The organism is Gilliamella sp. CG35 (assembly GCF_046635745.1).
Taxonomy (GTDB): Bacteria; Pseudomonadota; Gammaproteobacteria; order Enterobacterales; family Orbaceae; genus Gilliamella; species Gilliamella apicola_I.
Window position 1 is genome coordinate 64813 of sequence record NZ_JBIDFH010000010.1, and the last position, 26443, is coordinate 91255.

General features: G+C 34.6%; 25 protein-coding genes and 2 pseudogenes. 15 read left to right on the top strand and 12 right to left on the bottom strand.

Annotated features, from left to right (window positions below):
- Positions 1-4: 4 nt before the first annotated feature.
- From ACGH4F_RS06300 to flgB, 5 genes are read right to left on the bottom strand one after another with little or no spacing between them, the layout of a single operon-like run.
- Positions 5-760, bottom strand: a complete 756-nt coding sequence (locus tag ACGH4F_RS06300; RefSeq protein WP_411590469.1) for a flagellar basal body rod protein FlgF — start codon at positions 758-760, stop codon at positions 5-7.
- A gap of 14 nt (positions 761-774) precedes the next feature.
- Complete coding sequence (gene flgE / locus ACGH4F_RS06305; RefSeq protein ID WP_065558039.1) at positions 775-1986, bottom strand: flagellar hook protein FlgE; 1212 nt, start codon at positions 1984-1986, stop codon at positions 775-777.
- Positions 1987-2002: 16 nt separating this feature from the next.
- The gene (locus ACGH4F_RS06310) at positions 2003-2722 is read right to left on the bottom strand and encodes a flagellar hook assembly protein FlgD (RefSeq protein WP_220216102.1); all 720 of its coding nucleotides are present in this window, start codon (positions 2720-2722) and stop codon (positions 2003-2005) included.
- Positions 2723-2735: 13 nt separating this feature from the next.
- Positions 2736-3140, bottom strand: coding sequence for a flagellar basal body rod protein FlgC (gene flgC / locus ACGH4F_RS06315; RefSeq protein WP_220216101.1), 405 nt, complete (start codon positions 3138-3140; stop codon positions 2736-2738).
- Between the two features lie 5 nt (positions 3141-3145).
- Positions 3146-3556 carry a flagellar basal body rod protein FlgB gene (flgB, locus tag ACGH4F_RS06320; protein ID WP_411590471.1) on the bottom strand — a complete coding sequence of 137 codons (411 nt, stop codon included), beginning with the start codon at positions 3554-3556 and terminating at the stop codon, positions 3146-3148.
- Positions 3557-3762: 206 nt separating this feature from the next.
- Here flgB and flgA point away from each other — a divergent pair, with 206 nt between their 5' ends.
- The 5 genes from flgA (at position 3763) to flhA (ending at position 8576) form a co-directional block, all read left to right on the top strand.
- Complete coding sequence (gene flgA / locus ACGH4F_RS06325; RefSeq protein ID WP_411590472.1) at positions 3763-4368, top strand: flagellar basal body P-ring formation chaperone FlgA; 606 nt, start codon at positions 3763-3765, stop codon at positions 4366-4368.
- A 72-nt stretch (positions 4369-4440) separates the two neighbouring features.
- Complete coding sequence (gene flgM, locus ACGH4F_RS06330; protein ID WP_220216098.1) at positions 4441-4737, top strand: flagellar biosynthesis anti-sigma factor FlgM; 297 nt, start codon at positions 4441-4443, stop codon at positions 4735-4737.
- 26 nt (positions 4738-4763) lie between these two features.
- Entirely contained in the window at positions 4764-5198 is a 435-nt protein-coding gene (locus tag ACGH4F_RS06335; protein ID WP_065558033.1) for a flagella synthesis protein FlgN, read from the top strand.
- Between the two features lie 142 nt (positions 5199-5340).
- Positions 5341-6480: a flagellar biosynthesis protein FlhB gene (gene flhB / locus ACGH4F_RS06340; protein WP_411590474.1), complete on the top strand. Its 1140-nt coding sequence runs from the start codon at positions 5341-5343 to the stop codon at positions 6478-6480.
- A gap of 8 nt (positions 6481-6488) precedes the next feature.
- Positions 6489-8576 carry a flagellar biosynthesis protein FlhA gene (flhA, locus tag ACGH4F_RS06345; protein ID WP_411590475.1) on the top strand — a complete coding sequence of 696 codons (2088 nt, stop codon included), beginning with the start codon at positions 6489-6491 and terminating at the stop codon, positions 8574-8576.
- Between the two features lie 107 nt (positions 8577-8683).
- Here the strand turns inward: flhA and ACGH4F_RS06350 are convergent, their stop codons facing one another.
- On the bottom strand, positions 8684-9319 hold the full coding sequence (locus ACGH4F_RS06350) for an NAD(P)-dependent oxidoreductase (protein WP_411590476.1): 636 nt from the start codon (positions 9317-9319) through the stop codon (positions 8684-8686).
- Positions 9320-9507: 188 nt separating this feature from the next.
- Between ACGH4F_RS06350 and ACGH4F_RS06355 the strand changes: the two genes are divergently transcribed.
- The 3 genes from ACGH4F_RS06355 to ACGH4F_RS06365 all read left to right on the top strand — a co-directional run bounded on the left by ACGH4F_RS06355 (position 9508) and on the right by ACGH4F_RS06365 (position 13565).
- Positions 9508-9843 carry a winged helix-turn-helix transcriptional regulator gene (locus ACGH4F_RS06355; RefSeq protein WP_411590478.1) on the top strand — a complete coding sequence of 112 codons (336 nt, stop codon included), beginning with the start codon at positions 9508-9510 and terminating at the stop codon, positions 9841-9843.
- Positions 9844-10056: 213 nt separating this feature from the next.
- The gene (locus ACGH4F_RS06360; RefSeq protein WP_411590479.1) at positions 10057-12477 is read left to right on the top strand and encodes an McrB family protein; all 2421 of its coding nucleotides are present in this window, start codon (positions 10057-10059) and stop codon (positions 12475-12477) included.
- Positions 12474-13565: a 5-methylcytosine restriction system specificity protein McrC gene (locus ACGH4F_RS06365; RefSeq protein ID WP_411590480.1), complete on the top strand. Its 1092-nt coding sequence runs from the start codon at positions 12474-12476 to the stop codon at positions 13563-13565. Before ACGH4F_RS06360 ends, ACGH4F_RS06365 begins: the two co-directional genes overlap by 4 nt.
- Before the next feature lie 144 nt (positions 13566-13709).
- Here the strand turns inward: ACGH4F_RS06365 and ACGH4F_RS06370 are convergent, their stop codons facing one another.
- Positions 13710-14258, bottom strand: coding sequence for a hypothetical protein (locus ACGH4F_RS06370; protein ID WP_411590481.1), 549 nt, complete (start codon positions 14256-14258; stop codon positions 13710-13712).
- Between the two features lie 205 nt (positions 14259-14463).
- Here ACGH4F_RS06370 and treR point away from each other — a divergent pair, with 205 nt between their 5' ends.
- The 7 genes from treR to ACGH4F_RS06405 all read left to right on the top strand — a co-directional run bounded on the left by treR (position 14464) and on the right by ACGH4F_RS06405 (position 22749).
- On the top strand, positions 14464-15432 hold the full coding sequence (gene treR / locus ACGH4F_RS06375) for a trehalose operon repressor TreR (protein WP_411590482.1): 969 nt from the start codon (positions 14464-14466) through the stop codon (positions 15430-15432).
- Between the two features lie 173 nt (positions 15433-15605).
- Positions 15606-17033, top strand: coding sequence for a PTS trehalose transporter subunit IIBC (gene treB, locus ACGH4F_RS06380; protein WP_411590484.1), 1428 nt, complete (start codon positions 15606-15608; stop codon positions 17031-17033).
- Between the two features lie 75 nt (positions 17034-17108).
- Complete coding sequence (gene treC / locus ACGH4F_RS06385; protein ID WP_411590485.1) at positions 17109-18803, top strand: alpha,alpha-phosphotrehalase; 1695 nt, start codon at positions 17109-17111, stop codon at positions 18801-18803.
- Positions 18804-19398: 595 nt separating this feature from the next.
- A complete protein-coding gene (locus tag ACGH4F_RS06390; protein WP_411590486.1) occupies positions 19399-20127 on the top strand; it encodes a PAAR domain-containing protein in 729 nt (242 codons plus the stop codon).
- Positions 20128-20214: 87 nt separating this feature from the next.
- Positions 20215-20661 carry a hypothetical protein gene (locus ACGH4F_RS06395; protein ID WP_220216083.1) on the top strand — a complete coding sequence of 149 codons (447 nt, stop codon included), beginning with the start codon at positions 20215-20217 and terminating at the stop codon, positions 20659-20661.
- Positions 20662-20951: 290 nt separating this feature from the next.
- The gene (locus tag ACGH4F_RS06400) at positions 20952-21599 is read left to right on the top strand and encodes a JAB domain-containing protein (protein WP_411590488.1); all 648 of its coding nucleotides are present in this window, start codon (positions 20952-20954) and stop codon (positions 21597-21599) included.
- Positions 21600-21633: 34 nt separating this feature from the next.
- A complete protein-coding gene (locus ACGH4F_RS06405) occupies positions 21634-22749 on the top strand; it encodes a hypothetical protein (protein ID WP_411590490.1) in 1116 nt (371 codons plus the stop codon).
- Between the two features lie 295 nt (positions 22750-23044).
- On the opposite strand, the pseudogene ACGH4F_RS06410 reads toward ACGH4F_RS06405, so the two are convergent.
- From ACGH4F_RS06410 to ACGH4F_RS06430, 5 genes and pseudogenes are all read right to left on the bottom strand, one after another.
- Positions 23045-23203, bottom strand: a pseudogene (locus tag ACGH4F_RS06410) (RtcB family protein); the annotation flags it as partial.
- A 341-nt stretch (positions 23204-23544) separates the two neighbouring features.
- Positions 23545-23718, bottom strand: a complete 174-nt coding sequence (locus ACGH4F_RS06415; protein WP_411590492.1) for a hypothetical protein — start codon at positions 23716-23718, stop codon at positions 23545-23547.
- 159 nt (positions 23719-23877) lie between these two features.
- Complete coding sequence (locus tag ACGH4F_RS06420; RefSeq protein WP_411590494.1) at positions 23878-24873, bottom strand: DNA cytosine methyltransferase; 996 nt, start codon at positions 24871-24873, stop codon at positions 23878-23880.
- Positions 24874-24889: 16 nt separating this feature from the next.
- Complete coding sequence (locus ACGH4F_RS06425) at positions 24890-25747, bottom strand: NgoPII family restriction endonuclease (RefSeq protein WP_411590495.1); 858 nt, start codon at positions 25745-25747, stop codon at positions 24890-24892.
- 623 nt (positions 25748-26370) lie between these two features.
- Positions 26371-26443: pseudogene (locus ACGH4F_RS06430) on the bottom strand (elongation factor Tu); the annotation flags it as partial.

Sequence of the window (26443 nt, forward strand, 5' to 3'; positions counted from 1 at the left end):
CTAATTAAGTCAGTGATAATATTTGATTCGCTTTTTGAGCATTTTCGTCAGCGGTTGTGATCCCTTTCATTTGCATTTCAAAATGGCGAGAATGGCTGATTAAATCAACCATTGCGACAACGGGATTAACATTACTGCCTTCCAATACGCCCGACATCAATTTGGCACTGGGATTATCGGGTAATACGGCGCCGCGGGCATTGCGTGTCTGTTCAGTCAATTGAAACAAGCCATTATCACCCCGAGTTATTTCGTTGGGTTTAAGTTGGACTTTTTTAATTTTACCCACTTGGGCGATGGTGGTTGGTTTATCACCTGCGCCTAAAGCTGATAAAGTCCCGTCTGAACTGATGCTGACTTTTGATTGTTGCGGAACAGTTAGTACACCGCCATCACCCATTAAAGGGTATCCTTGCACACGTAATGTACCTTCTTCATCTATTTGGATCGCACCATTACGGGTATACGCTTCACTACCATCGGCAAGTTGTACCGCTAACCAGTTATCTTCGGCTAAAGCAACATCTAATTCTCGACCAGTATAATTAAATGCCCCCATACTGGCATCAAATGTGGGGGTGGTTGCCGTGACCATTGTTCGGGTTGGCATAGTGCTGCCAACAATAGGTACCGCTTTCATTGCGGCTAATTGGGCACGAAAGCCTGATGTTGAAACATTGGCTAGGTTATTACTGGTTATTGCTTGCCGATGAAGAGTCTGACTTGCTGCCGACATGGCTGTATAAATAACGCGATCCATAATTTATTCCTTACTTAACGCAAGTTAACCAATGTGTTAAGTATCTGATCCTGCGTTTTTATGGTTTGTGAATTAGATTGATAATTGCGCTGGGCAACAATCATGTTGACTAATTCTTGACTCATATCCACATTGGATGATTCCACTGCACCGCTGGTCAATGCGCCCATCGTACCTGAGTTTGCAATACCTAATACTTCAGCGCCGGATTGAAGTGTTGAACGCCAATTGTTATTGCCTGCTGACTCTAGTCCGTTAACATTGGCAAAATCCGCCATCGCAATTTGACCTAACAACATGGTTTGTTGGTTAGAATAGATACCGTAAATCGATCCATCATTATTGATGTTGTACCCGACTAAGTCACCCGGTGCATAACCATCAACGACAGGGGTTTTGATACTGCCCACTTCTTTGCCCATATTTTGTTGAGAGCTATTAGCCAGTGATAGTGTAAAGGTGTTGTCAGCCGAGCCATTAATACCGTTAATATTTACGGTCATTTCTGGATCACTGATTAATTTACCGGATGAATCAAATTCCATTTGCCCCATTTTTTGTAATGTTGCATTCGGGTCGCTGCTGTCAAGATAATGCACATCCCATTGATTATCGGCTGTTTTGACATAAAACAGTTGTACATTACGTTGATTACCGAGCGAATCGTAAGTTGTCAGCGTTGTTGAGTAGTTGAACGTATCGGCATCAAGTGCATTAATAGGCTGTTTTTCAGGTACGGTACTATTTGAGTTTAAGTTAGTTTGTAATGATGCTTTTGTTGTTGCGGCAGCATTTAACATTTCTTGCGAAATTTTAAGCGGCCCCGGTGCTGCACCTTGTGCAATTTGTGGCGGTGTGCCGGTGGCTAAGTAGCCAGTGAGTTGCAAACCATCCGCCGAAATGATGTTGCGCTCGGCATCTAATTGAAATTGACCATTACGGCTATAATAAATTTGTCCACTACTATCCACTAAGCGAAAAAAACCATTGCCAGAAATAGCAACATCTAAACTATTGTTAGTGGCGGTTGTTGTTCCGTCACCAAAATTTTGCATGACGGCTGCAACTTTCACACCCATACCAACTTTTGATCCGGCATACATGTCGGCAAATGAGATACTCGCACTTTTAAAGCCAACGGTTGCAGAATTGGCAATATTATTACCAATGACGTCTAATTGTTTTGATGCAGCATTCATGCCGCTAATTGCTTGAGAAAATCCCATTTGAATTTCATCTCCCTTAAAGAATTTGACGTACTTCGTCAATACTAATTGAACCAAGTATTCCTAAATCGAGTAATACTTTATTATTAACTTTACTGTTTATCACACCATAGACAACCGAATAGCCAAGTGACGTTGAGGATACTTTTTGCCCATCGTAACTGGCATTGACCGAAAAGGTATAACTGCCATCGGGTGCGGTGGTACCATCGTTTAGCTGACCGTCCCAAGTGAAGGAGCTAACCCCAGCAGGAATCGAACCTAAATCGACTTCACGTACGACATTACCATTTTCATCTAAAATCGTAATGATGACTGAATCAGCATCACGCATTAGCTCAAAACCAAATGGTGTGGTAATGGTTTCGGTTTCGTTATCAGTACCTTCAAGCTCAGAGGTCGCCACTAAAATTTTATTGCCAGGTACCATTACCCCTTTACCAATCATGTTGCTGGCATTGACCGATAAACTATCGTCAATTTGCCCAGACACCATGCCTAGCGTGGTATTTAATCTTTCAATCCCCGCTAATGTGTTAATTTGAGCAAGTTGCGAGGTTAATTGGCTATTATCCATTGGATTGGTTGGATCTTGATTCTTCATCTGGGCAATCAGTAGCGTTAAAAAGTTATCTTGTAATTCTTTACTGGAATTGCCATCAGTTGTACTTTTTTGTTTGGTTTGAACACCGTTTACGCCTACCGATTCTGATACAGACACATTTGTTACACCCATCTATCACTCCTTGCTATTGACCTAATGTCAATGTTTTTAACATTAGGCTTTTGGCGGTATTAATGACTTCGACATTGGCTTGATAGCTGCGTGATGCTGATATGGTGTTGACCATTTCGGCAACAACATCGACATTGGGTTTTTGGATGTAACCTTTCTCATCGGCTAATGGATGATGTGGCTCATAAACTAAGTTCATGGGTGACGGGTCTTCAATCACTTGGGCGACTTTAACGCCAGCAATACTATTTTGCTCACCGTTATTATCCACCTGAAAAATAACTTGTTTTGCTTGGTATGCTTTTCCTGATGTGCTGGTGATGCTGTCAGCATTCGCTAAATTACTGGCGCTGACATTCATTCGCTGAGTTTGTGCCATTAAGGCCGAGCCAGAAATTGCAAAAATTGAAAAACTCATATTGATTATCCTTGCTGTAATACAGACATTACATTTTTAAATTGTTCACCTAAAAAAGTTAAATTGCTTTGATAGTGGATACTGTTATCCATAAATGCTGTGCGTTCTTGATCCATTTCGACCGTATTACCGTCCGCTGATGCTTGATAAGGAATACGATAAAGCATATTTACATTTGTCATAGCAGGTGCATTGATCTGTATATGTTGATGCGACGTTACGTTAAGTTGTAGGTGATGGCGACTATTCTGATGAGTTAGTGCTTTTTTCAATTCGGCATTAAAATCAATATCACGCGCTTGATAATTCGGTGTATCACTATTAGCAATATTTGATGCTAAGATAGTTTGTCTTTTTTCACGTACATTTAATGCTTGTTGATGAAAATTAATAAAGGTGTCTAATTTATTCAGCATAAAATCGTCTCACTTTGTTTGATATTTAAAATTTTATGTGAATCAAAAAAAACTCATCGTATAAATAACAACAAAAATTGTCCTTATTTCAACATTCAATAAATTGTTCATACAGTAAAATCGGCTTACAAATAATTTTAAAACAAGCAAATATGATTAAGGTTATTAGATTAATACAGCTTATTTCACTGTTATTGGTGACTAATATGGCGATGGCTGATTCATTTGAAAGAGCGGTGAATGATTTAGTTTCAAAACATATAACGGTTCCTGTCGATAATATTTCGATATCTTATATATCGCCTAAACCGCAGTTAATGTGTGATGAGCCCAAAATTACACTACTGAATAATAAAAAACAGTGGGGTACGATGACCATTGGCGTTAAATGCGGTAATAAAACCCAGTATTTGCAAATAAAAGTCAGTGCTGAGGGACGTTATTTTGTCGCTGATAAACCTATAAGTGCAGGAACGATCATTACTGATGCACTGATACGGTCAAAATTGGGACGACTTGATCTTCTAGCCAATTCGGTAATTTTAAATAAACAGCACATTATTAATCATATTGCATTACGTAACATTGAGCTTGATGAGCCAATTCGAACTTCAATGCTGCAACAAAATTGGCACATCAAGGCTGGTCAAATGGTGAAAGTCTTGATTAATGGAGAGGGGTATGTGATTGCAACAAAAGGTAAATCTCTTAATAATGGCGCCTTAGATGATCATATAAGTGTAAAGCTTAATTCTGGCAATATTGTTGAAGGTATTGTTACGCAAGAAGGTGTGACAATTTTCGATAAATAAAATTAATGATTTTTTTATTTTTGCCGATAATTAGACTAAACAAATCATTAAATTTTTGATCAAAGGTATTTTATGAGTATAGAAGCGACTAAATCGGTAACGACAATAGCAGGATTACTTAATCGTGATGTTATCAATGAGCAACAAAAAAGCCCACGATCATCTCAGCAGACAGAAAATAGCCTGACCAGCAGTGCTAATGTGACATTAAGTCAAAATACCTTATCGCTTTTACAGTCTACGCATAATGACATTGACATGGAAAAAGTTGATAACATAAAACAGGCTATTACTGAAGGTAAATTAGTGATAAACACCACAAAAATAGCTGATGAACTTATCAAACAGATGATTGAAAATATTGAATAGTTAGTAAAGTTTGAAAGGAAATAAAAATGTTAGAATTAAATGACATCTTAAATAAAATAACCGTCATGTTACAAACACTTTCAGACATTTTGCAGACCGAGCAACAAGTGCTTATTGAAAACAGTTCTATCAATCAACTCAATGAAATCATCAATAAAAAGAGTCAATTACTTATTGAATTAAAATTATTAGATGAAAAACGAATTAATACTAGTAAACAACTCAATCTATCTTCCCCTTATAGTGAAAATCCAGAACTGGCAGAGCAATGGCAATCCATTACAACCACTACGCGGTTATTAGCGAATATCAATCGTGATAATGGTTTGATTATTCAAAATCGTATGCATCGTACTCAGCAAACTATCGATCATTTAAAAAGTATTCATAATCCGGTTGTTTATACCAATAATGGTTATCAACAAACCGAAACAATCTCATCAAAACGAGCAAAAGTTTAATGATTATTGCGGTGTGTTCAGTGTAAACGCGTTAAATACACCTTAATTTGTCGTTTAATCAAGCCAATAACTTTAGTGTGTTAAGTACATACTGTGACTATTTTATTTCTATTTAGACAGTTAGATACTATTAACCCCTATCATGGCTAATGAAAGTGATGTAGATAAAAGCGAACGCCCCACCGATAGCAAACTAAAAAAAGCTAAAGAGAAGGGACAGATACCCCGTTCACGAGAATTGACTTCCGTCATTATTTTGTTGGTGGGCATTATGCTTTTTTGGTTAATGGGTTCTGCATTAGTCCAGAAGTTAATCATCATAATAAAAATTGCGATGCAGGTCTCTTTTCGTGTAAATGATGAATCTCGTATTCTGAGCAATTTGATTGAGTTGATGACTGCAGGTTTTTGGGTTATTGTTCCTCTGTTTTTTGCCTTGGCTATCTTTGCTATTGTGGCACCGCTTTGTGTGGGTGGCTTGTTATTTAGTTGGCAATCAATTAAACCCAATTTTAAAAAGTTGAATCCGATTTCTGGTTTTGGACGGATGTTTAGTCGCCGAATTTTAGCGGAATTATTTAAAAGTATGCTAAAAGTCATATTAATCACGATAGCTGCTTCATTGTTATTATTCGACTTGTTTCCAAATCTGCTTTCTCTTCCAAAAATGTATTTAAATAGCGCATTAACAAAAGCAATAGATCTTATTTTGATTTGTGGATTATTCATGGTGTTGTCACTTATTCCGATGGTCGGTTTTGATATCTTTTATCAGATTTGGAGTAATTTAAAAAAATTGATGATGTCAAAACAGGAAATTAAAGATGAGTTTAAAGAGCAAGAGGGGAATCCTCAAATAAAAGGTCGTATTCGGCAGATGCAGCAAGCCATGGCAAGGCGTCGCATGATGAAAGATGTCGCTAAAGCAAATGTCATTGTAACCAACCCGACTCATTATGCGGTTGCTTTACATTATGATGAAAAAACCATGATAGCCCCTAAAGTATTGGCAAAAGGAACCGATCAAATCGCTTTACGAATCAGGGAGATCGGCAATCAACATCATATTCCACAATTAGAAGCACCACCACTGGCTAGGGCTTTATATCGTTATGGTGAAATTGGTGAGACCATTCCAACCGAATTATATACAGCTGTTGCGCAAATTCTTGCTTGGGTTTATCAATTAAAACGGTGGCATAAATTTGGCGGTGATAAACCGATAACACCTAACAATTTGCTGGTACCTGAGTCATTAGCAGAAAATCAATCAAGGCGGTAATTAATTACATGATTAAAAATAAAATAGTTTCGTTTTTATCAACCAATGGGCTTAAAAAAGGGCATTATCAAATTTTAGCAGGTCCACTGCTAATTTTATTGATTCTTTCAATGATGGTATTACCGTTACCTGCGTTTATTTTAGACCTGTTTTTTACCTTCAATATTGCGTTATCAATTATTATTTTGATTGTGGCATTGTTTACTAAGCGTGTACTTGATTTTGCTGCTTTTCCAACTGTATTACTGTTTGCGACTTTATTACGCTTGTCATTAAATGTTGCCTCGACGCGGGTTGTTCTGTTAAAAGGTCATACTGGCAGTCATGCCGCAGGTCGGGTGATTGAAGCCTTTGGTCATTTTCTGGTAGGTGGCAATTTTGCGATAGGTATTGTGGTTTTTATCATTTTGGTGATTATTAATTTTATGGTTATCACAAAAGGGGCTGGGCGAATAGCCGAAGTTGGGGCTCGTTTTGCATTAGATGGTATGCCCGGTAAGCAAATGGCAATTGATGCGGATCTAAATGCTGGATTGATTGGTGAAGACGAAGCCAAAGCACGCCGAGCCGAAGTCACCCAAGAAGCCGATTTTTATGGTTCAATGGACGGAGCAAGTAAATTTGTTCGGGGGGATGCGATTGCTGGCTTATTGATAATGGCAATTACCATTATCGGTGGGCTGTTAGTTGGGGTTGTACAACATGGTATGGCACTAGCGGATGCGAGTCAGACGTATGTATTATTAACTATTGGTGATGGTCTGGTTGCTCAAATCCCTTCTTTAATTATTTCAACGGCTGCTGGCGTGATTGTGACAAGAGTGACATCACAAGAAAACATCAGTGAACAGATGCTAAACCAGTTGTTTAAAAATCCACAAGTATTAATCTTGACTGCGGTAGTCATTGGATTATTGGGTTTGATTCCGGGTATGCCAAATCTAGTGTTTTTACTGTTTACTGCGATATTAGTTGTGTTGTCTTGGTGGCTTAATAAGCAGAAGAAAAATGATATGACTGCCAGCACTAAGCAAGTTGATACGCAAGCAACGACACCTAGTAATATTGAAGCATCTTGGTCGGACGTCAGTATTGAGGATATTTTAGCAATGGAAGTGGGGTATGGATTAATCCCTATGGTAGATCAGACTCAAAATGGTGAATTATTGGGTCGGATACGCAGTTTACGGAAAAAGTTTGCTCAAACATTTGGTTTTTTGCCGCCTCAAGTTCATATCCGAGATAATTTATCGCTCGCCCCTTATCAATATAAATTATTTATTAAAGGCGGAGAAATAGGAAAAGGTGAAATTGTTAATAACAAATGGTTAGCGATTAATCCGGGGAATGTGGCAGAAACCATTGACGGAATACCCACTACCGAGCCTGCGTTTGGGTTGCCTGCGGTATGGATAGACGCAAGTAATAAAGAAAATGCTCAAATTTTAGGTTATACCGTTGTTGATACCAGCACCATGATTGCGACGCATTTTAATCATTTGTTACAACAGTTCGCCAGTGATTTATTAGGACGAGTGGAAACACAAGAGTTATTGGATCATGTTAAACAAGATATTCCAAAATTGGTGGAGGACTTTATACCGGGCGTCATTACGTTAACGACGTTTCATAAAATACTCCAAAATTTAATCGCCGAAAAAGTGTCAATACGTGATATGCGCACAATTATCGAAACCATAAGCGAACATGCACCGAATCAAAACGATGCTTATCAATTGCTTAGCTTAGTGCGAATAGCTTTAGGAAGAGTGATAACACAACAATGGTTTCCGGGGAATGGGGCAATTAATGTCATTGGTTTAAATGTGAATTTGGAACGATTGTTGCTACAAGCACTCCAAAATACCAGTAATGTTGAACCAGGATTAGCGGATCATATAATTCAACAAGTGAAGCAAGCTTTAAATCAGCAAGATGCCATTGGTGCACCGCCTGTACTCTTGGTTAACCACACATTAAGACCGATGCTATCACAATTTTTAAGACCCCATTTTCCACAGCTAGTGGTATTGTCAAACTTAGAAATCACGGATAATCGAGAAATTAAAATGACTTGTCAAATTGGTGCAGAATAGTACCAGAAATCTGATTAATAGAACTTAAATAGATAGTTCAGTAATAAAAAGCGCTATCATATAGTGAACAGGCATTAGCCGTTCACTATATAAAATAGGTTGTTATCTTATTCTGTCACTACTGTAAAACGTTGTTTAATGTGTTTGGCATTTTCTGCTTCATCAACCATGGCAATGGCATAATCAGCATAGCTAATTTGGCTTTTTCCTTGAGTGTTGAATAAAACCTGTTCACCGCCTGCTTTGTAGTGACCTGTTCTTGCGCCATCGGCAATAAACTCAATAGCTGGGCTTAAGTAAGTCCAGTTCACATCCTGACATTTTTTTAATTCATCAAGTGCTTTAGCCATATTATTAGCTAATGGTTTGAATTCTTCCGGAAACTCGGGTGTATCAACTAAACGAACAGTATGTTCAGGATTGACATATAAACTACCTGCACCACCAACAACTAATAAACGGTTAGGTTTACCTTTTAAAATGTCAGTTAAATGTTTTAAACTTGTTTGATGTTGAGGCAGTGATTCAAGGCTCCATGTCGCAAATGCATCGACAATAACATCAAAAGGTTTCAAATCTTCATAAGTCAGATCAAATAAATCTTTCACTAAAACTTTCGCCTTGGGATCGACAGGCGCATTTTGATGACGAACAATTGCTGTCACGTCATGCCCACGCGCAATTGCTTCTTTAACTATCAGACTGCCTGATTTACCACTTGCACCAATAACAGCTATTTTCATCTTTTTACTCCTTTATTCTTTATTAATTTAATAATATTGTTGGATTCTGGTTTTAGGTTATGTTAAGAAAAATCTTTAAGTAATGAATGTTTTTAGATTAATATTCTAAGTATCTATTGTAAAGTAGGTACTAAACAGTAATATAGTTACCAAATTAATACTATAATTGAATTTAAAGGATTTTTACTATGTCTTTCAATGAAAATTTACCCCCTTGTCCAGTCGAAACTGCGCTTATGCTCATGGGCGATAAATGGAAAGTATTAATTGTTCGTGATTTATTAACGGGCACAAAACGCTTTGGCGAATTAAAAAAATCCTTAGACGGAATATCACAAAAAGTGTTAACTCAGCACCTACGTGCAATGGAAAAAAACGGATTAATTCATCGCAAAGTCTATGCCCAAGTACCTCCTAAAGTGGAATATACACTGACCGAAGTCGGACAAAGTTTAAAACAAGTGCATGACGCCATGTTAGCGTGGGGAAGTGCTTATAAATTAAGGCATAGTGTTAAGAAATAGGGTTTTAACATGAATAAAAAGCTATTTTTTGCCAATTATATTTAATGATCGTTTTGTTAATGATGTTAATAGTTATTTAAGAATTTTTTTGAAAATTTGACCTATATCACACATTTAATTAGATTTATTCACTTTTTTATCTTATTTTAAGTTAAACTTCGTTACAAAAATTTATCTTTACAATAGATTATCTATATTTGAAAGGAAAAAACATTGGAAGCAATAAAAACATATTGGTTTTTAAGCGCTAAATTTAATGGTAGTGAAGACCAAACAGAACGTTTTGTCAAATTAGGTATTTGGGAAAATGGTTACGATAATAAATATTTAAATACTGTACGTGGTATTAGTGTTGGAGATCGTGTTGCAATCAAGTCAACCTATAACTTAAAAAATAATTTACCCTTTGATAATAAAGGTCAAGCTGTTTCAGTCATGGAGATTAAAGCGACCGGTATTGTGACAAAAAATTATGGTGATGGAAAGTTATTAGAAGTTAAGTGGCAAAAAAAGAATTTGAATAAAAAATGGTATTTTTTTACCAATATAGCCACTATTTGGAGTGTTAAAGATGATGAATGGTTATCAAAACAATTAATCAACTTTACTTTCTATAATAAACCACAGGATATTGACTATTTTCGTAATGCGCCTTATTGGCGATCTCGTTATGGAGATAACGATACTAATTTTCGTACACAATTATTTAAATGGATACCATTTTATGAAGCAGTTGCTGATAATTTATTAATTTATCAAAATAAAGAGAAGCGTTCTGAATTAATGGTTTTTATAAATGAACTTGCAATAGAATTTAATCTCTCTTATTTACTTAATAAAAATATACATGATATTTGTCCGTTTACAGCGCTAGGTACTTTTAACCGAAATATCAAAGAAATCACACGAAAACAAATAGCAAAAAAGTGGGCGGAATTTCTTAATCTAAATGAATCGATACCCAATTCCTTTGAAGGAATACCATTACTCAATAATCAAGCTTCTTGGTTTTTTACCAACTCCGAAAATCAACAACAAGAGATTGATAATTTGTGGGAATTTTATGCTACTGCACTGAAATTTTCTAATGCTGATGAAAACTATCAAGATGAGTTTGAACAAAAATTTGACTTAGTCATGTCACAACCTTATTGCTCATGGCAATTAACCAATGGTTTATTTTGGATTCGCCCTCATGCTTATGTCGTATTGGATAAGGTTTCAAAAGTTTATCTTACAGATGAATTGGGTTTGATAAAAGATAAGCGATTATCCAAAGGACATTTTAACGGTAATGATTATCTTAAGTTACTTGATAATTTAGCTGTGAGATTTAACGAAGATTACTTTCCTATTCACTCTTTTCCAGAGCTTTATTTAACCGCATTACGTAAATATCAAAGTAGCATATTACATAATGAAAGTTTAATATCAAATAATCAATGGCAATTTAAATTATTACAACTGATTAAGGAGCTTTGTCAAAAGAATGGAACTGATGTTTTTCAACGTAAAGAGTTTCTTAATAAATATCGAGAACAGCTTGAAGAAGAATTTCCTAATAATAGTGTAATAGGAGAATCGGTCAGCAATACATTGCAAAGATTAAGAGATAAGGATTTCTTGCAATTTTTGGGAAATGGAAAATATCGATTACGCAGTGATAATATTGATGAGCAAAATGAAGAAATTATTGAAAGTGATGATGATATCGTTGAACAATTATTAGTTAAACAACCTTATACATTAGAAAGTTTAATTCAAGAAAGTTGTTTTGTCGATGAACAACAATTACAACAGATGTTAGCAAGCTTAAAAATGAGAAAGAATATCATTTTACAAGGTCCCCCAGGTACGGGTAAAACTTGGTTAGCTAAAAGATTGGCTAATATTGTAATTGGCTATAAAGATTCAAATAATATTCGAGCAATTCAATTTCATCCTAATCTATCTTATGAAGATTTTATTCGTGGTTTTCGTCCCGCTAGTGATGGTAAGTTAGCGCTGATCGATGGTCCTTTTTTGGAGATAATTCATCAAGCCAGAAATGATCCTCAATCTAAATATGTTATGGTTATTGAAGAGATTAATCGAGGTAACCCCGCACAGATTTTTGGTGAAATGCTAACACTGCTTGAAGCTGATAAGCGAACACCGAGTGAAGCATTAGAATTGACCTATCGCCGCGAACAAGAAAATGGAATATATATTCCCGATAACTTATATGTCATTGGTACGATGAATATAGCGGATCGTTCTTTAGCATTAGTCGATATTGCACTACGTCGACGTTTTGCGTTTTTTACTTTAGATCCTAATTTTTCAGAAAAATGGTTAAGCTATATGATTAAAAAAACAGGGCTCAATAGTAAGCTTTTAGAAGAAATAAGAGAAAGAATGAATGAATTAAATGAATTCATTGCTCAAGATAGAATGTTAGGAAGTGCTTTTGCTATTGGTCATAGTTATTTAACTCATCATAGAGCTATACCGAAAAGTGAAGGTTTAGTGTGGTATCAAAATATTATTGATACAGAAATTAAACCATTATTGGAAGAGTATTGGTTTGATGAAAAAGATAAACTTAACAAAGCAATGAAACTTATTACGATTGCATATAAACAATCTCAATGAATACTAAATCGACAACAAAACAAAATACCACATTAAATAAAATACCTATTAGAAACATATGGTTACTTTTATTGTATGCATCAGATTCTTATAAAGAGCTTGATGAACAGCAGCGAATAAATTTTGAAGAAAATCCTGAAAAAATTGTTGAGCTGACTGCTGAAATTTATTGCAAGGCAGTGCACAAAGGATTGCGTTATTCATTATCTAACAGTTATCAACCTGAAAAGCAGGTTTTAACACGTGTTAGAGGAAAAATTGATTATTTAACTACCACACGTAAATTATTACTTGAAAAAGGTAAAATCCATTGTCGATATGATGGATTAACAAATAATACACCAAAAAATCAATATATTCATGATGCTGCCCATGTTTTATTAAGGCAATTAACTAATGATAAATTGATAAAGCAATGTAAACAAATAACCAATCGTTTTAAAGAGTTAAAAATCGGTAAATCTAACTATTACAACCCTGTTATCGATCAGTTCAATCGATCAAATCCTCATGATAATCTATTAGTTTCGGTGGCTAAATTGGTTCATAGTTTGTCTATTCCAACAGAATTATTCGGTAAAGAAACACTTAAAACGTTGGAGAAAACTGATCAGTGGTTAAGAGCATTATTTGAGAAAGCGGTAATTGGTTTTTATCGGGTTAATCTCAATCCAAATGAATGGCAAATCGAGTCGGGAAAAAGGTTTAAATGGCAATGTACCCAATCGACGGACAACATTGGACAGTTTATGCCAGAAATGATTACCGATTTAATTATAGAAAATAACAAAACAAATTCTCGCTTAATTGTGGATACTAAATGTACCTCAATTTTTAATCATAACAGTTTTTCTTTTAAGACAGATCATTTGTACCAACTTTATGCTTATGTAAGAAGTCAAGAAAGAAGTGATGACCGATTATCCTATTCTGCATCAGGTATGCTTTTATATCCAACAACAAATCAATCGATTAATGAAAATACCACCATTCAAAATCATCAGCTATTTTTTTGTACAATTGATTTAAGTCAAGCAAACATGAGAATTAGAGAGTGTTTGCTGTCTTTATTGGCTCAAAGTACATGAGCAATTTACATCAAGATTAGACACTATTAAAATGCATTGATGCATTCACTCGAAAAGTTTATAACCAAGTACCACCTAATATGGAATTCACACATTATCCATACATAAGATAAATTAATAGGATAATATTGATTAAGCAAAGAATTATGGTTCATTAGCCTCAACTTTAGAACAAATAACATAAAATTCATTCGGCTTTGAGTCTTTATCCTGACCAATAATTATGGTATCAGGGTAAAGTTTATTGTCCGTAATAGGGGTAATATCTTTTCGGTATATGTCTGTATCATTCAATGGAATGGGTTTTTCACAGCTACGCAATATAGTGTTAGCACCAATCAATTTAGCGAACTTGTGCATATCACCTTTGGCTTTAGCATAAAAAGATGTGACGAAATTATCGCTTTCATAACGAATCATCTTAACCCATACATTCTTGATTTTGATAGGTTGCTCAAAATGGTATTCGATTTCAGTGATATTATCTTGTTGTTTATTTTTTATGGTAATTTTTTGTTTTTCAAGTTCAGCAATGATTTTTTTATCTTCGAAGGCAAAAGGCTTTGATTGACATAATAAAGCAGTTTTAAATTGTTCTGTAACGGTCGCTATTTTGGTGTTATCACTTGATGCGTGTCCGGATAAACTGACAAAAAATAAGATATAACCTAACAGTAAATATAATTTTTTCATGTTTAATAGCTTGTCGTAAGGTTAGATATTGAGTTAAACAGTACTACTAATGACCTGTTAAATTTTAATCTGATTCTACCATTAACCTTAAATCGGGTATACCAATATTTCATGGTTTTTAATATCATCCAAGCAGCTACCATATCGCAATTTTGTTGAAACTATATTACTATAATTTTATTGATCTTTATTCAGCAAAATTATTATGAGCAAGTCATCGAGCCACTTAACCATTAAAGATATTGCCAAACTAAGCGGAGTAAGCAAATCAACGGTTTCAAGAGTAATTAACCATGACCCAATGGTGAAGGAAGCGACACGTAATAAAGTCAATGCAATTATTGAACAATATCAATTTACGCCGTCTAAATCTGCAAGAGCAATGCGAGGTTATGGCAATAAAGTGATTGGTATTATTGTCACTCGTCTCGACTCGATGTCTGAAAATCAAGCTGTCAGTAGCATGCTGCCAATATTTTATCAACATGGCTATGATCCGATTATTATGGAAAGCCAATTTAATGTTGAAAAGGTTGAAGAACATTTAGCCATGTTGAAAGATAAGCAGGCTGACGGTGTGGTAGTTTTTGCCTTTACAGGATTGGATAAGGGAGTATTGTCTTTCTGGCAAAATAAGAGTGTGGTTATTGCTCGTTCATTCCCTAATCATATGTGTGTTTGTTACGATGATATTGGTGCAGTAACTCGCTTACTTGAGCATTTATATCATCAGCAAAAACAGCGTAATATTGCTTTTATTGGTATTGAACAGCAAGACCAAACTACCGGTGCGCTACGTTATCAAGCTTATCTGGATTTTTGTCAGCTTCATCAAATAACGCCTAATGCTTGTTTAGGAAAATTAAGTTATCTATCTGGCTATCATCTTGCTCAAACAGTCATTAAATCATCACCTTCTGCCATTGTTTGTGCGACTGAAACGCTTGCGTTAGGCTTACATAAATATCTTCATGAAAAGCAATATAAAAATATCATTGTTGCGAGTATCGGGCAGAGTGAATTGCTCCGTTTTCTTTTTCCACAAACGTTATCTGTGGAGTTAGGTTTTGATAAAGCTGGAACTTATACCGCTCATGAATTACTCCGAATGTTAACCAATGGAGTCGAACTTAAAACAGTGACGATCCCTTGCCAACTGGCTGTTAATAAATAGTAATAACAATCTAACAGTATTATATTTTTTATTAATTATGTGAGATCTATCACAAATAGGGAACGTTCCCATTTATTGTTTGTCTTTTTCAATTTATGCTAAATCCTAATTTAAACATAGCCAATGTATTAATAGCTAATTCGGCTAAATATTTATGATAGGGAGACTTGGAGATGGCTAAAGATCCTAATATCGCTTCAGAATCGATAACCGCATTAATTGATTGTGTGGGCGGAAAAGAAAACATTGCGAGTGTTACTCACTGTTTAACTCGATTAAGATTTGCACTGTCTGATCCCAAATTAGCCGATATAAAAGCCATAGAGGAATTACCTTTTGTAAAAGGTTGTTTTAATAATGCTGGGCAATTTCAAGTCATTATTGGTACCAATGTGGATCGTTATTATAAAGCTTTAACTCAGCATTTAAATCTTAATGAATCAACTAAGGAGCAAACTAAAGCTGCTGCGAAACAAAATATGTCTTTTTTTGAAAGACTAATTTCGAACTTAGCAGAAATTTTTGTACCCTTGCTTCCAGCTTTAATTGCAGGCGGTTTATTATTGGGGTTACGCAACATTATTGGAGATATGCCCACCATTGATGATAAGCCATTAATTGAAACTTATCATTGGTTAGCGCCTATTTACAATATACTTTGGCTACCTTGTGAAGCGATTTTCCATTTTTTACCGGTTGCCATTTGTTGGTCAACAGTCAAAAAAATGGGTGGTTCACCTGTTTTAGGTATCGTATTAGGCATTACTTTAGTTTCACCACAATTGATGAATGCTTACGATCTGGGCAGTAAAATACCTGAAGTGTGGGATTTTGGGTTGTTCACCATCCAAAAAGTAGGGTATCAAGCACAAGTGATTCCATCGATTTTTGCTGGTTTAGCGTTAGGGTGGATCGAAACTCGATTACGTAAAATTATACCTGATTATCTTACGTTGGTGATTGTTCCGATCGTATCGCTACTGCTTGCTGTTTTTCTGGCACATTTTTTATTAGGTCCTTTAGGGCGAATGTTAGGTAATGGTATTGCCTATGGGGTTAGATATTTGATGACTGGAGACTATGCTTTTATCGGATCAGCTATTTTTGGTTTCTTATATTCACCATTGGTAATTACCGGTATTCACCATACGACATTAGCCATAGATATGCAGATGACCCAAAATATGGGGGGAACACCTATTTGGCCAATTATTGCGTTATCAAACATTGCTCAAGCCTCGGCGGTGGTGGGGATTATTTTAGTCAGTAAAAAACATAACGAACGTGAAGTGTCTGTTCCTGCTGCCATATCAGCTTATCTGGGCGTGACTGAGCCGGCGATGTACGGTATCAATTTACGTTATAAATTCCCTATGCTATGTGCCATGATTGGTGCGGCCTTTGCTGGCTTAATTTGTGGTTTGTTTGGGGTATTATCTAATGGTATAGGTGTGGGTGGATTACCTGGCATTTTATCCATAAAACCGATTTATTGGGGAATTTATGCATTAGCCATGGTTGTGGCAATTGTCGTACCTATTGTTTTAACTTCAGTTGTTTATAAAATAAAATTGAAAAAAGGTACGTTAGATATTCGCTAAACACGATTTAATAACCGTTAACCGTTCTATTATGGAACGGTTAATTTATGACAGATGAATAATTAAGAGCAAACAATGAATACGAACGAAATCCCTTGGTGGCAAAATGGAACTATTTATCAAATCTATCCCAAAAGTTTTCAAGCCAGTGGTACTGGTTCAACGGGGGATTTATTAGGCATTATCAGCCGATTGGATTATCTTAAAAATCTAGGCATTAGTGCGATTTGGTTAACGCCAATTTATCCCTCTCCGCAAGTTGATAATGGTTATGATGTATCGGATTACTATAATATTGATCCGGCTTATGGCACGATGGAAGACTTTGAATTATTGGTTAAGCAAGCGCATGAACGTGATATCCGTATTATGATGGATATGGTATTTAATCACACATCAACAGAGCATCCATGGTTTAAATCCGCCTTAGATAAAACCAGTCCTTTTCGATCGTTTTATATTTGGAAAGATGCCAAAGCTAACGGCTCAGAACCCAACAATTGGCGGTCAAAATTTGGCGGTAACGCTTGGCAGTGGCATGAGCAATCCAAACAATACTATTTACATCTATTTGCAAAACAGCAAGCTGATCTTAATTGGGAAAATCCAACCGTTCGCCAAGAGATTAAAAATGTCTGTCAATTTTGGGCGGATAAAGGCGTCGATGCATTAAGGCTTGATGTGATTAATTTGGTCTCTAAACAGCAAGACTTTCCGGATGACGTGAATGGTGACGGACGAAGATATTATACAGACGGCCCGAAAATACACGAATTTTTGCAAGAAATAAGCCGAGATGTTTTTCAACCTAATGGTTTAAAAACCGTGGGTGAAATGTCGTCTACTACGCTTGAAAACTGTCAAAAATATGCCGCATTGGCTGGTAAAGAGTTGACCATGACGTTTAATTTTCATCATTTAAAAATTGATTATCCAAATGGGGAAAAATGGACGCTGGCTAAGCCCGATTTACTTGAACTCAAAAAAATACTTGGCTATTGGCAAGTGGGTATGCACGGAAAGGCGTGGAATGCGATTTTCTGGTGTAATCACGATCAACCTCGCATTGTGTCACGTTTAGGTAATGAAGACCAATACCACAGCGAATCGGCCAAAATGCTGGCGATGATTCTTTATGGACTACAAGGCACGCCATATCTTTATCAAGGAGAAGAGATCGGGATGACAAATCCCCATTTTACTCATATTTCGCAATATAAAGATGTGGAAAGTCTTAACATCTACCAAGAAAAAATTGCCGAAGGTGTGTCAGAGTCTGATATGTTAGCGATTCTTGCCAGTAAGTCACGCGACAATAGCCGAACGCCAATGCAGTGGGATAACACCGTCAATGCCGGATTTAGCCAAGGTAAACCTTGGATCGAGGTGGCAAACAATTATCCAAAAATCAATGTTAAGTCAGCGCTTGACGATCCCAATTCCATTTTTTATTGCTATCAAACTTTAATTAGATTACGCAAAACCTATCCGATCTTTATTTTCGGAGACTATAAAGATCTAACGCCTGATGTTGCTAATTGCTGGTGCTATGTCAGACATTGGAATAATCAAACGTTACTTGTAATAGCCAATCTGACCGAAAATACGATTAAATGGCAATTACCTAAAGCGTTAGAAAATCGTCATTGTCAAAGATTGCTAGGTAATTATGAAAACCAAACTGTATTAAAGCCAGAAATGGTGTTACAACCTTATGAGGCAATGTATTGGTTGCATCTAAATAGTGAATCGGTTGTATCAGGTTACTAGGATTTGTGCTAAATCATTTTGTTCTATTGGATTAAAAAATATTGAGCAAATTGATAGTAAGAAAATGCCAACTATTGTGTTGGCTTTTTGATTGAAACGCCATAATAAGTTGTTCATCGAAAGTTGTGGATAGTTCATATGGGACATCAATTCCTTTATGTTAGTTAATCAAAATCATGTAAAATAATGGGTAAATCATACTCTCTTTATGTGTAAATCTAACTTTCCTGTTATAAAAAACGGGTTATCAGAACGTCAACTATACTCACTTGAACAGTAATTAATTAGCATAAGTGATGAATATCAATATTTTTTAATTTGTTGGGATAAATTTTGCAAAAATAATTCAGGAGTATCTACCGTAATAGTTTACTTTTCGGAGAATTAAATCTTCTTGCGATTTAAAATTAAAAATTAGCTATTTTTTTAGCTGTCAGCCATATTAGATGGTAACGTTTGCATCGCTCTACTTAGCAATAGTTTACTAATGTCGCCTATCCTTATCCTCTATTAGCCCAATAAAATAGTGTTGCTATTCGGTTAATTAATGCAATATAATCAATTATATGTTTAAATATTCAACAGATAAATCATTATGAGTAAACGGATAGCCGTTCTAGGTGATACCACTACGACTGGTGGCAAAATCATTTCAGCATCGGATCAAAGTTTTTGTGCAATTGAAGGTGTAGCTTGTCTTGGGGATTATGCCTACTGTCCTAAATGTAAAAGTACTGGAAAAATTATAGAGGGTGCTGATAATTTTATCGTAGCGGGTAAACCTGCTGCTTATGATGGTTGTATGATTGCATGTAAATGCTCTCCAGTCGGTTATAATAAGATTATAGCAACAAAAAGTACTATATTTGTTGGTGTAAAAAATCCAAGTAGTCATTTTGCTACAATGACAAATACCTTTGTAAAAAATGACCTATATAATAATTTAAGCAATGAAGTAGAAAAAAATAGTCAGCAAGATGTAGAGGCTTATTTATTTACTACAAGATGGGACAATTTCACACAATTCGGTACACATTCTGCACTTTATATTCATATCAAAGGTGAAACTCCTTTAATTTTTGATCCCAATGGCGATTACATGCGACAATATCGAGGACAAGCAGAAGCTTTTTATGATGATGGAGACATCCCTTTTTCAATAGAACAATTTATCAAATACCATGAGGAAGATGGTGATTATGTTTCTCAACGTGAAATCACTTTAACACGAGAGCAAGCGCTGAATATTGAAAAAAGAATTATTAATGGTAATTATGCGACTTTTATTGGTTTTTATTGTGCGCGTGCCGTTCATCTGTTTTAGATGAATATGGTCTACAAGAACTTTATTTGTTACCAGGCTCTTTGGAAGAAGCAGTAAAAGAAATTGAAGATAAAAAAGGACAAACTAGTGAAAACAATTAATATTATGATTATATTGATATTTAATGTTATTGGAGCATTTATAAGTTACCAATGGTGTTATTCCTTAATTATAAGAAAACATCATCGTTTTCCACCAGAATCACATTATTTAATATTTTATGGTTTGTGTTATTTTTGTTTTTTTATTATTTCAATCGTGCTTTTAAAAAAAACAAAACGTCCTACAGGATTAGTAATTTATGGCGTACTTATTGGAGTGCTGATTAACTTTATATTAGCGGTTCTCTATATATTAATTATGAGTGGCGGTTATGATAAATCATTGTTTAATATTGAGTTTATCATGGGTGTTTTGTGTGTGACATCACTTTTCACCCTTAATTTTATAATTTATCCGGCAATTTTATTATGTTGTCATTATTCTATTGGTGGGATACAAAAAATATCAAGTAAGCTTGCTTTAAAACAATAATCAATTGTCCGAACTAGCCAAAAAATCGCCCAACTATTTTATACTGTTGAACTCCTTAGATTGGATTGTTGATATTGAATTATCTGCTGTTATTTTAGGCGTTTTATAATAAAAATTAGTAAAATTAGAATCCAAACTAAAATGCTAAATAATTTTTATTGTAGTTTACGATGAACCTATCAGGCAAACATAAAATAGTTATCATAGGTATGACCAAAATTAATTAACTACTGCTAAGTCTAAGAAAAATATGCTATATTATTTTTTAAGTGATTTTACAAGGTGATAAAATGGATATTAAATTAACCAAGCATGACAAACGCTATATTGAAAGCACAGACGATGTCTACAGCATTATGCAACGTGTGTTATTGCGTGATAACCAAATCGACCAAGAAAAAGAACATCTTTGGATGATTGGCATGAATCAAGCTGGTTATATCCTGTATATCGAACTGATTGCGCTTGGCAGTTATAAATCGGTCGATGTTGAACCGATGAATGTATTTCGTGTTGCGGTAATGAAAAACGCCTCACGCGTGATATTAGTTCATAATCACCCGTCAGGATCGCTGACGCCATCCGAAGCAGATAAAGATATCACCGATCGCCTAATTCAAGTTGGCCGTATTCTAAATATCGACCTAATCGACCACCTAATCATCACCCCAAAATCCTATATCAGCTTCCGCAGTACTAAACTTATGGACGAGTTAGAGCAAAGCCTAAAATACGTCCCAACTTATCAAGTAGTTGAACGTATTCGTAAGGAAGAAAAGGCGAAAATAGCAAAATTGGCGGAGAAAAAAGAAAGAGAACAAAAAGAACGATTGGTACAAGCTTTAGCTCGAAAAGAAGTATCGGTTGAACAAATTGCGATCATCATGGAAATTGGTGTAAAAGAGGTTCAAAAGATTTTGAAAAAGAAAAATAGTTAAAATTAAATAAAATTTGATAAGGGTAAATAAAGTAATGTCATCAATCTATGTGCCAGTTTTGATTGCCAGCTTAAAACCATTTAGGCTTATAGCCCGCTCTAGCAGTGATAAATGGGAAGCGACCTTAGAAGAAATAAATAATGGCGATTATAATTATATAAAACTTCATCGTACTAGTCGGGCTTTTAATGCACATCTTTCAAACAAAATGGCTGCAACATTTGGTTTTGATGGAAGTTTAATCCTTCCACTCATGGCTAATTATCAAAATGATAATTTGGTTATAGATGAAGTAAATAGAATTTTAGCATCTATATTTTTAGGGGGAATTTATATTGAAGCAATTACTCCTTTTGAGATTTCAAAAGGTCATATGACTAAATTAGGTTATTACCGTTATACCCAAACTTATAGCCAACTTTCTGAGTTTCATCAAGCTATTGGAGAGGGTGATGCGGGAAGATTAGGAGCAATAAAATTATTTAAGCCTGAAATAATTATGGTAGATTCATTAATTGCGGCTTATAACTATGGGCATAAGGTTCTATCAAAGCTAACAAATTTATCTCCTTTCCTTTTTATTGGCGCATTTACTTATTATAAAAATCATCAATTAAGAGAATCATTAGCTAACTCATGGATAACGATTGAACAATTAATTGAATTTTTATGGGACAAACTGATTCTTAATGATTCAAAAACAATTAATATTCCTAAAAGAAGAAAGTTTTTAGAGTCCCAACAATGGAATGCGTCTCATAAAATTGAAATATTTTTCCAACAAAGCTTAATCACTGATAAGTTATATTCTTTGCTAAATGAAGCTAGAGCGGCTAGGAATAATTTTATTCATAAAGGAACGACTCCTTCATATAAAGGTGCAAATGCTAGTTTATTAGCTCTAATATCGCTTATTGAATTAGCTTCGAAATTTAATCAAGTTAATTTTGATCATACGAAGCTTGAAAGTTATTTATCTAATCACATTGAATCATGCATTCCTCAAACAAAAATTTCACAAAATAGCATACATAAAAATGATGTAATTTGTTGGAGAAAGATCACGAAAATCCCAGGAGAAGCAGGGTGGGAAGGCGAATATGAAAATTTCTCTGACATTCAGTTAAAACCGTTAAAAATTGATAATTAATTTATTTTAGAAATTTTAGCTAACGTAAACCTTTCAAATATTCACCTTTACGCACCACGCATAGTGGAATAGGATGCCGGAGGGGTTGTTTTGAACACCTCGGTCGCCTGAACACCTGAACATCAATATTTAACGACTGCTTTCAAGGCAAAACCCATTGCACTAACCTAAAGGAAAATCTGCATAGATCTTATTGAAGAAAATACTAATGCAATTACGGCGCTTAGTAAGTTTGGCAATTTAAAGTTGATAGCAGTAAATATTAATTTAAATCGAGGATTGCTCCTCGATAGTTTTATCCCTTCACACACACCACTTGCCTTAATTGATGCATTATCTCAACCAATTCATTTTGCGCGGTCATCACTGCATCAATATCTTTGTATGCCATTGGGATTTCATCAATCACGTTGGCATCTTTACAGCACTCAACATGGGTAGTTGCTTTGATTTGGGAAAAGTAAATCAATCTTGATGAAGCTATCTTAGCTTTCCATATTTTCGAAAATCGCCGTTATTTTTTGCTTTAAAAATTAAACTGAGTAACTTTATAACCAAACATCAATTAAATCAGAAAAATACTCACAACAACTTGTTTATAGCAAAGAATATCAAGCCAATATTTATTGTTGCATCAATGTAAAAATTATTGAGGAGTCTATATCGTTATCCGGTTTAAGGCTTCCAACATTTAACGCTGGACTTTATCAAAATTAAATCATGTTATAGCTTAAAAGCAATTTTCTGCGTTGGTAAACTTCATTTTATAGTTATTAACTCACTACTCAAATAATATTAATACCCAGCCGCTAAACCATCTCCTCCCGGTTCGGTTTTGCCCATTAATAGATGATGATTAGCATCGATAAGAATGGCACCGGCATGACCCATGGTATCGGTGTAATCATCAATCATTGGAAAAGCCTGATCTTCTTTACGCATCATGAAATAATATTCAAAATTTTTCATATTTGATTTTTCATCTTCTTTAATGTAGATATTAAAAATTAAGTTCAATTTTAACTTTTATTATACTTGGCTCAATATAAAATAAAGGCTACTGATAAAATAAAAACGTAACGTTATTGACAAATAAATAATAAACACATAGTAATATTAAATTTTTATTTAATCTAAAAAAAGTTTGATTTGATTAGCTACAGCCTCAGCTAACTTTACAGGTACTGCATTTCCAATCATTTTGTATGCATCGGCAAGTGAGTTATAATAAAATTTAAAATCGTCAGGAAAAGTTTGAATTCTTGCACATTCCCTAACAGACAATCGTCGATATAATTTTTCCTTACCTTCAACAAATTGAAATTTATCTTTATCTACTTTGATCATAATGGGAGCTTGAGGATGGATAGGTGCATGCCTAGCACCAGCTTGAATAGTAAAACTCTGCTGATCCCATGTTCTTACTCTATTACGAGACATAAAAATTGTTGAAAAATTACCGGTAAAATATTCATGATTTAGTATAGCTAATGTATCACCATGAGATTTATTTTTTTCTAATGCTGGAACAGCAGTGTTTTTTAAATCAAAAATAGAATCTTTTAAAGATACTTTTGTTTTTAATGGTGTTGGAAATTCAAATTTAACATGAAGATCTTTTCTAAAACCGACATAAAATACTCGTTTTCGATCCTGAGGGACACCAAAATCAGAAGCATTTAATGTTTGGATATAAACATCATATCCCAATCCTGCTTTAGCAAATAAATCAATTATATTTTGAACAGCTTCTAAATGCCTTTTTGACATCATTCCAGAAACATTTTCAGCAACAAAAAATTTAGGTTGTAAATCTTCCAGCAGCCGAATAAATTCGAAAAATAATTTTCCTCTTTCGTCACTAATACCTCTTAATGCACCAGCTTCCGACCAACTTTGACATGGTGGACCACCTATAATTCCATCAATTTCATTAGTATTGTTTAAAAATGTGTCAGAGTTTATACTTCGAATGTCTCCCTTTATTAAAGGTGTTGAATGGTTTTTTTCATAAGTTTCCCAAATGGATTTATCATATTCATTCGCAACAATAATTTTAAAACCAGCATTTTTGAAACCTAAATCAAGCCCACCAGCTCCAGAAAACAAAGAAACAATATTCATATATAACTCTTTTTTATCATAAGAAAAAGGTAATTAGTTTAGCATCTTTTAGTTTTGCTGGATTATCAGGGCATTTAATTTTTACGTCTTTTATCACTAAATTTTCTAAATCTTTTGCAGCTTTTTCTAATTCATTGCGATCCTCATCGCTAAATGTTGAATACTTTTCAACATTAATCAATGTCATCATGTTAAAGGAAGCATTTTTTTTAGGCTGATATATATAACTAAACACCTTAATAGGATTATCTATGTGCCACATTCCACGTATTCTTAAATTTGTAATTCCCAAAGGGTCCACTTTATTTACTCTACCTAATTCTTTTGTTTCAGAAAATTCAACATCTTCTATGGTTAGAATTCCTTGTTTAATTTTTAATTTAATTCTTTCGTAAATATCTAAACTGGCCGCATAATCTACACCATAAACAAAGCATAAAGAATTGAGTAATTTTTGTTTATTAATTTGCCCTATAACATAAATCATGTCCTTTTCAATCCAATCTTCACAAGTAATACAAGAAGTTGCAAGCATTGAACTGTTGGAAAATAATTTTGCTTTGGGGTAAGATGAATTTAGTGCAATAGCCGCGTTTGCTGTTTCTATTTTTTTTATTTCTATCGCATCACCTGCATAGATCATGGCATCAGGAGGATTATTTTGATTTCCAATGTAGCTAAATAATTTACTTCGTTTAGCAATACACATTTGTTCGTCTAGTTCACCTACAGTTCCACAGAATAAGTTAATGATATATTCTTCAAGTCCTTTACCTTGGTTATTGACTCTATTTTTTCCATCATTCATTTGTTGTATCTGATATACAGGTGATTTTACTAAATACAAAATTGCTTTTATTAAATTTGTTTCCATTCAAAAACTCGCAAATCGTAGTACTTTAAATAAAGCATTATACTCAAATATAGCTTATTAATTAATAATAAAATTCTATATTACTAATTTGAATTTCATTTCAATAGTAGATCAGTATAGTCTTTGTAGCCTCAATAAATTTGAAGTGATAAATTAAAACTGTTTAATCGCTGCTTATTAAAATCAATGTTATTTTATGGTAATGAACAGTCTATAGATGCTTCTGCCCATGACAAGATCGCAAGCATAAATCGCATTTGGATTGTATTATTTAATTTTTTGACAGCTTTTAGAATCTCTTCGGCTTGTTTAGCAAGCCCAATATAACGGTATTAATAGAGTGTAACTCTCGTATTTTTTTAAAACTCATAATTGGCTGTATATCAAGTACAATAGCGTATAGGTAACACTTGGACACAGCGATAAAACAAGATAGGATTGAATGGATATAACATTTTTATATTCTTCATATTGTTCATTATAATAATGACGAAATAGAAGAATGCAGATAAAACCATGCTAGCTTTGTTTAGCATTGTGGTATTAATATTTTAAATAAAAAAGGCGCACAATGTACGCCTTTTTTACTTGTTTGCATCGGTGATGCGATAGAAGGTCTTAAATTATTTAATAACCTTAGCAACAACACCCGCACCAACAGTACGACCACCTTCACGAATCGCAAAACGTAAACCT

What these genes read in the sequence shown, in the direction of transcription:
- ACGH4F_RS06300 (WP_411590469.1), bottom strand. Translation starts at nt 760, where the DNA reads ATGGATCGCGTTATTTATACAGCCATGTCGGCAGCAAGTCAGACTCTT.
- flgE (WP_065558039.1), bottom strand. Translation starts at nt 1,986, where the DNA reads ATGGGATTTTCTCAAGCAATTAGCGGCATGAATGCTGCATCAAAACAA.
- ACGH4F_RS06310 (WP_220216102.1), bottom strand. Translation starts at nt 2,722, where the DNA reads ATGGGTGTAACAAATGTGTCTGTATCAGAATCGGTAGGCGTAAACGGT.
- flgC (WP_220216101.1), bottom strand. Translation starts at nt 3,140, where the DNA reads ATGAGTTTTTCAATTTTTGCAATTTCTGGCTCGGCCTTAATGGCACAA.
- flgB (WP_411590471.1), bottom strand. Translation starts at nt 3,556, where the DNA reads ATGCTGAATAAATTAGACACCTTTATTAATTTTCATCAACAAGCATTA.
- flgA (WP_411590472.1), top strand. Translation starts at nt 3,763, where the DNA reads ATGGCGATGGCTGATTCATTTGAAAGAGCGGTGAATGATTTAGTTTCA.
- flgM (WP_220216098.1), top strand. Translation starts at nt 4,441, where the DNA reads ATGAGTATAGAAGCGACTAAATCGGTAACGACAATAGCAGGATTACTT.
- ACGH4F_RS06335 (WP_065558033.1), top strand. Translation starts at nt 4,764, where the DNA reads ATGTTAGAATTAAATGACATCTTAAATAAAATAACCGTCATGTTACAA.
- flhB (WP_411590474.1), top strand. Translation starts at nt 5,341, where the DNA reads ATGGCTAATGAAAGTGATGTAGATAAAAGCGAACGCCCCACCGATAGC.
- flhA (WP_411590475.1), top strand. Translation starts at nt 6,489, where the DNA reads ATGATTAAAAATAAAATAGTTTCGTTTTTATCAACCAATGGGCTTAAA.
- ACGH4F_RS06350 (WP_411590476.1), bottom strand. Translation starts at nt 9,319, where the DNA reads ATGAAAATAGCTGTTATTGGTGCAAGTGGTAAATCAGGCAGTCTGATA.
- ACGH4F_RS06355 (WP_411590478.1), top strand. Translation starts at nt 9,508, where the DNA reads ATGTCTTTCAATGAAAATTTACCCCCTTGTCCAGTCGAAACTGCGCTT.
- ACGH4F_RS06365 (WP_411590480.1), top strand. Translation starts at nt 12,474, where the DNA reads ATGAATACTAAATCGACAACAAAACAAAATACCACATTAAATAAAATA.
- ACGH4F_RS06370 (WP_411590481.1), bottom strand. Translation starts at nt 14,258, where the DNA reads ATGAAAAAATTATATTTACTGTTAGGTTATATCTTATTTTTTGTCAGT.
- treR (WP_411590482.1), top strand. Translation starts at nt 14,464, where the DNA reads ATGAGCAAGTCATCGAGCCACTTAACCATTAAAGATATTGCCAAACTA.
- treB (WP_411590484.1), top strand. Translation starts at nt 15,606, where the DNA reads ATGGCTAAAGATCCTAATATCGCTTCAGAATCGATAACCGCATTAATT.
- treC (WP_411590485.1), top strand. Translation starts at nt 17,109, where the DNA reads ATGAATACGAACGAAATCCCTTGGTGGCAAAATGGAACTATTTATCAA.
- ACGH4F_RS06390 (WP_411590486.1), top strand. Translation starts at nt 19,399, where the DNA reads ATGAGTAAACGGATAGCCGTTCTAGGTGATACCACTACGACTGGTGGC.
- ACGH4F_RS06400 (WP_411590488.1), top strand. Translation starts at nt 20,952, where the DNA reads ATGGATATTAAATTAACCAAGCATGACAAACGCTATATTGAAAGCACA.
- ACGH4F_RS06405 (WP_411590490.1), top strand. Translation starts at nt 21,634, where the DNA reads ATGTCATCAATCTATGTGCCAGTTTTGATTGCCAGCTTAAAACCATTT.
- ACGH4F_RS06415 (WP_411590492.1), bottom strand. Translation starts at nt 23,718, where the DNA reads ATGAAAAATTTTGAATATTATTTCATGATGCGTAAAGAAGATCAGGCT.
- ACGH4F_RS06420 (WP_411590494.1), bottom strand. Translation starts at nt 24,873, where the DNA reads ATGAATATTGTTTCTTTGTTTTCTGGAGCTGGTGGGCTTGATTTAGGT.
- ACGH4F_RS06425 (WP_411590495.1), bottom strand. Translation starts at nt 25,747, where the DNA reads ATGGAAACAAATTTAATAAAAGCAATTTTGTATTTAGTAAAATCACCT.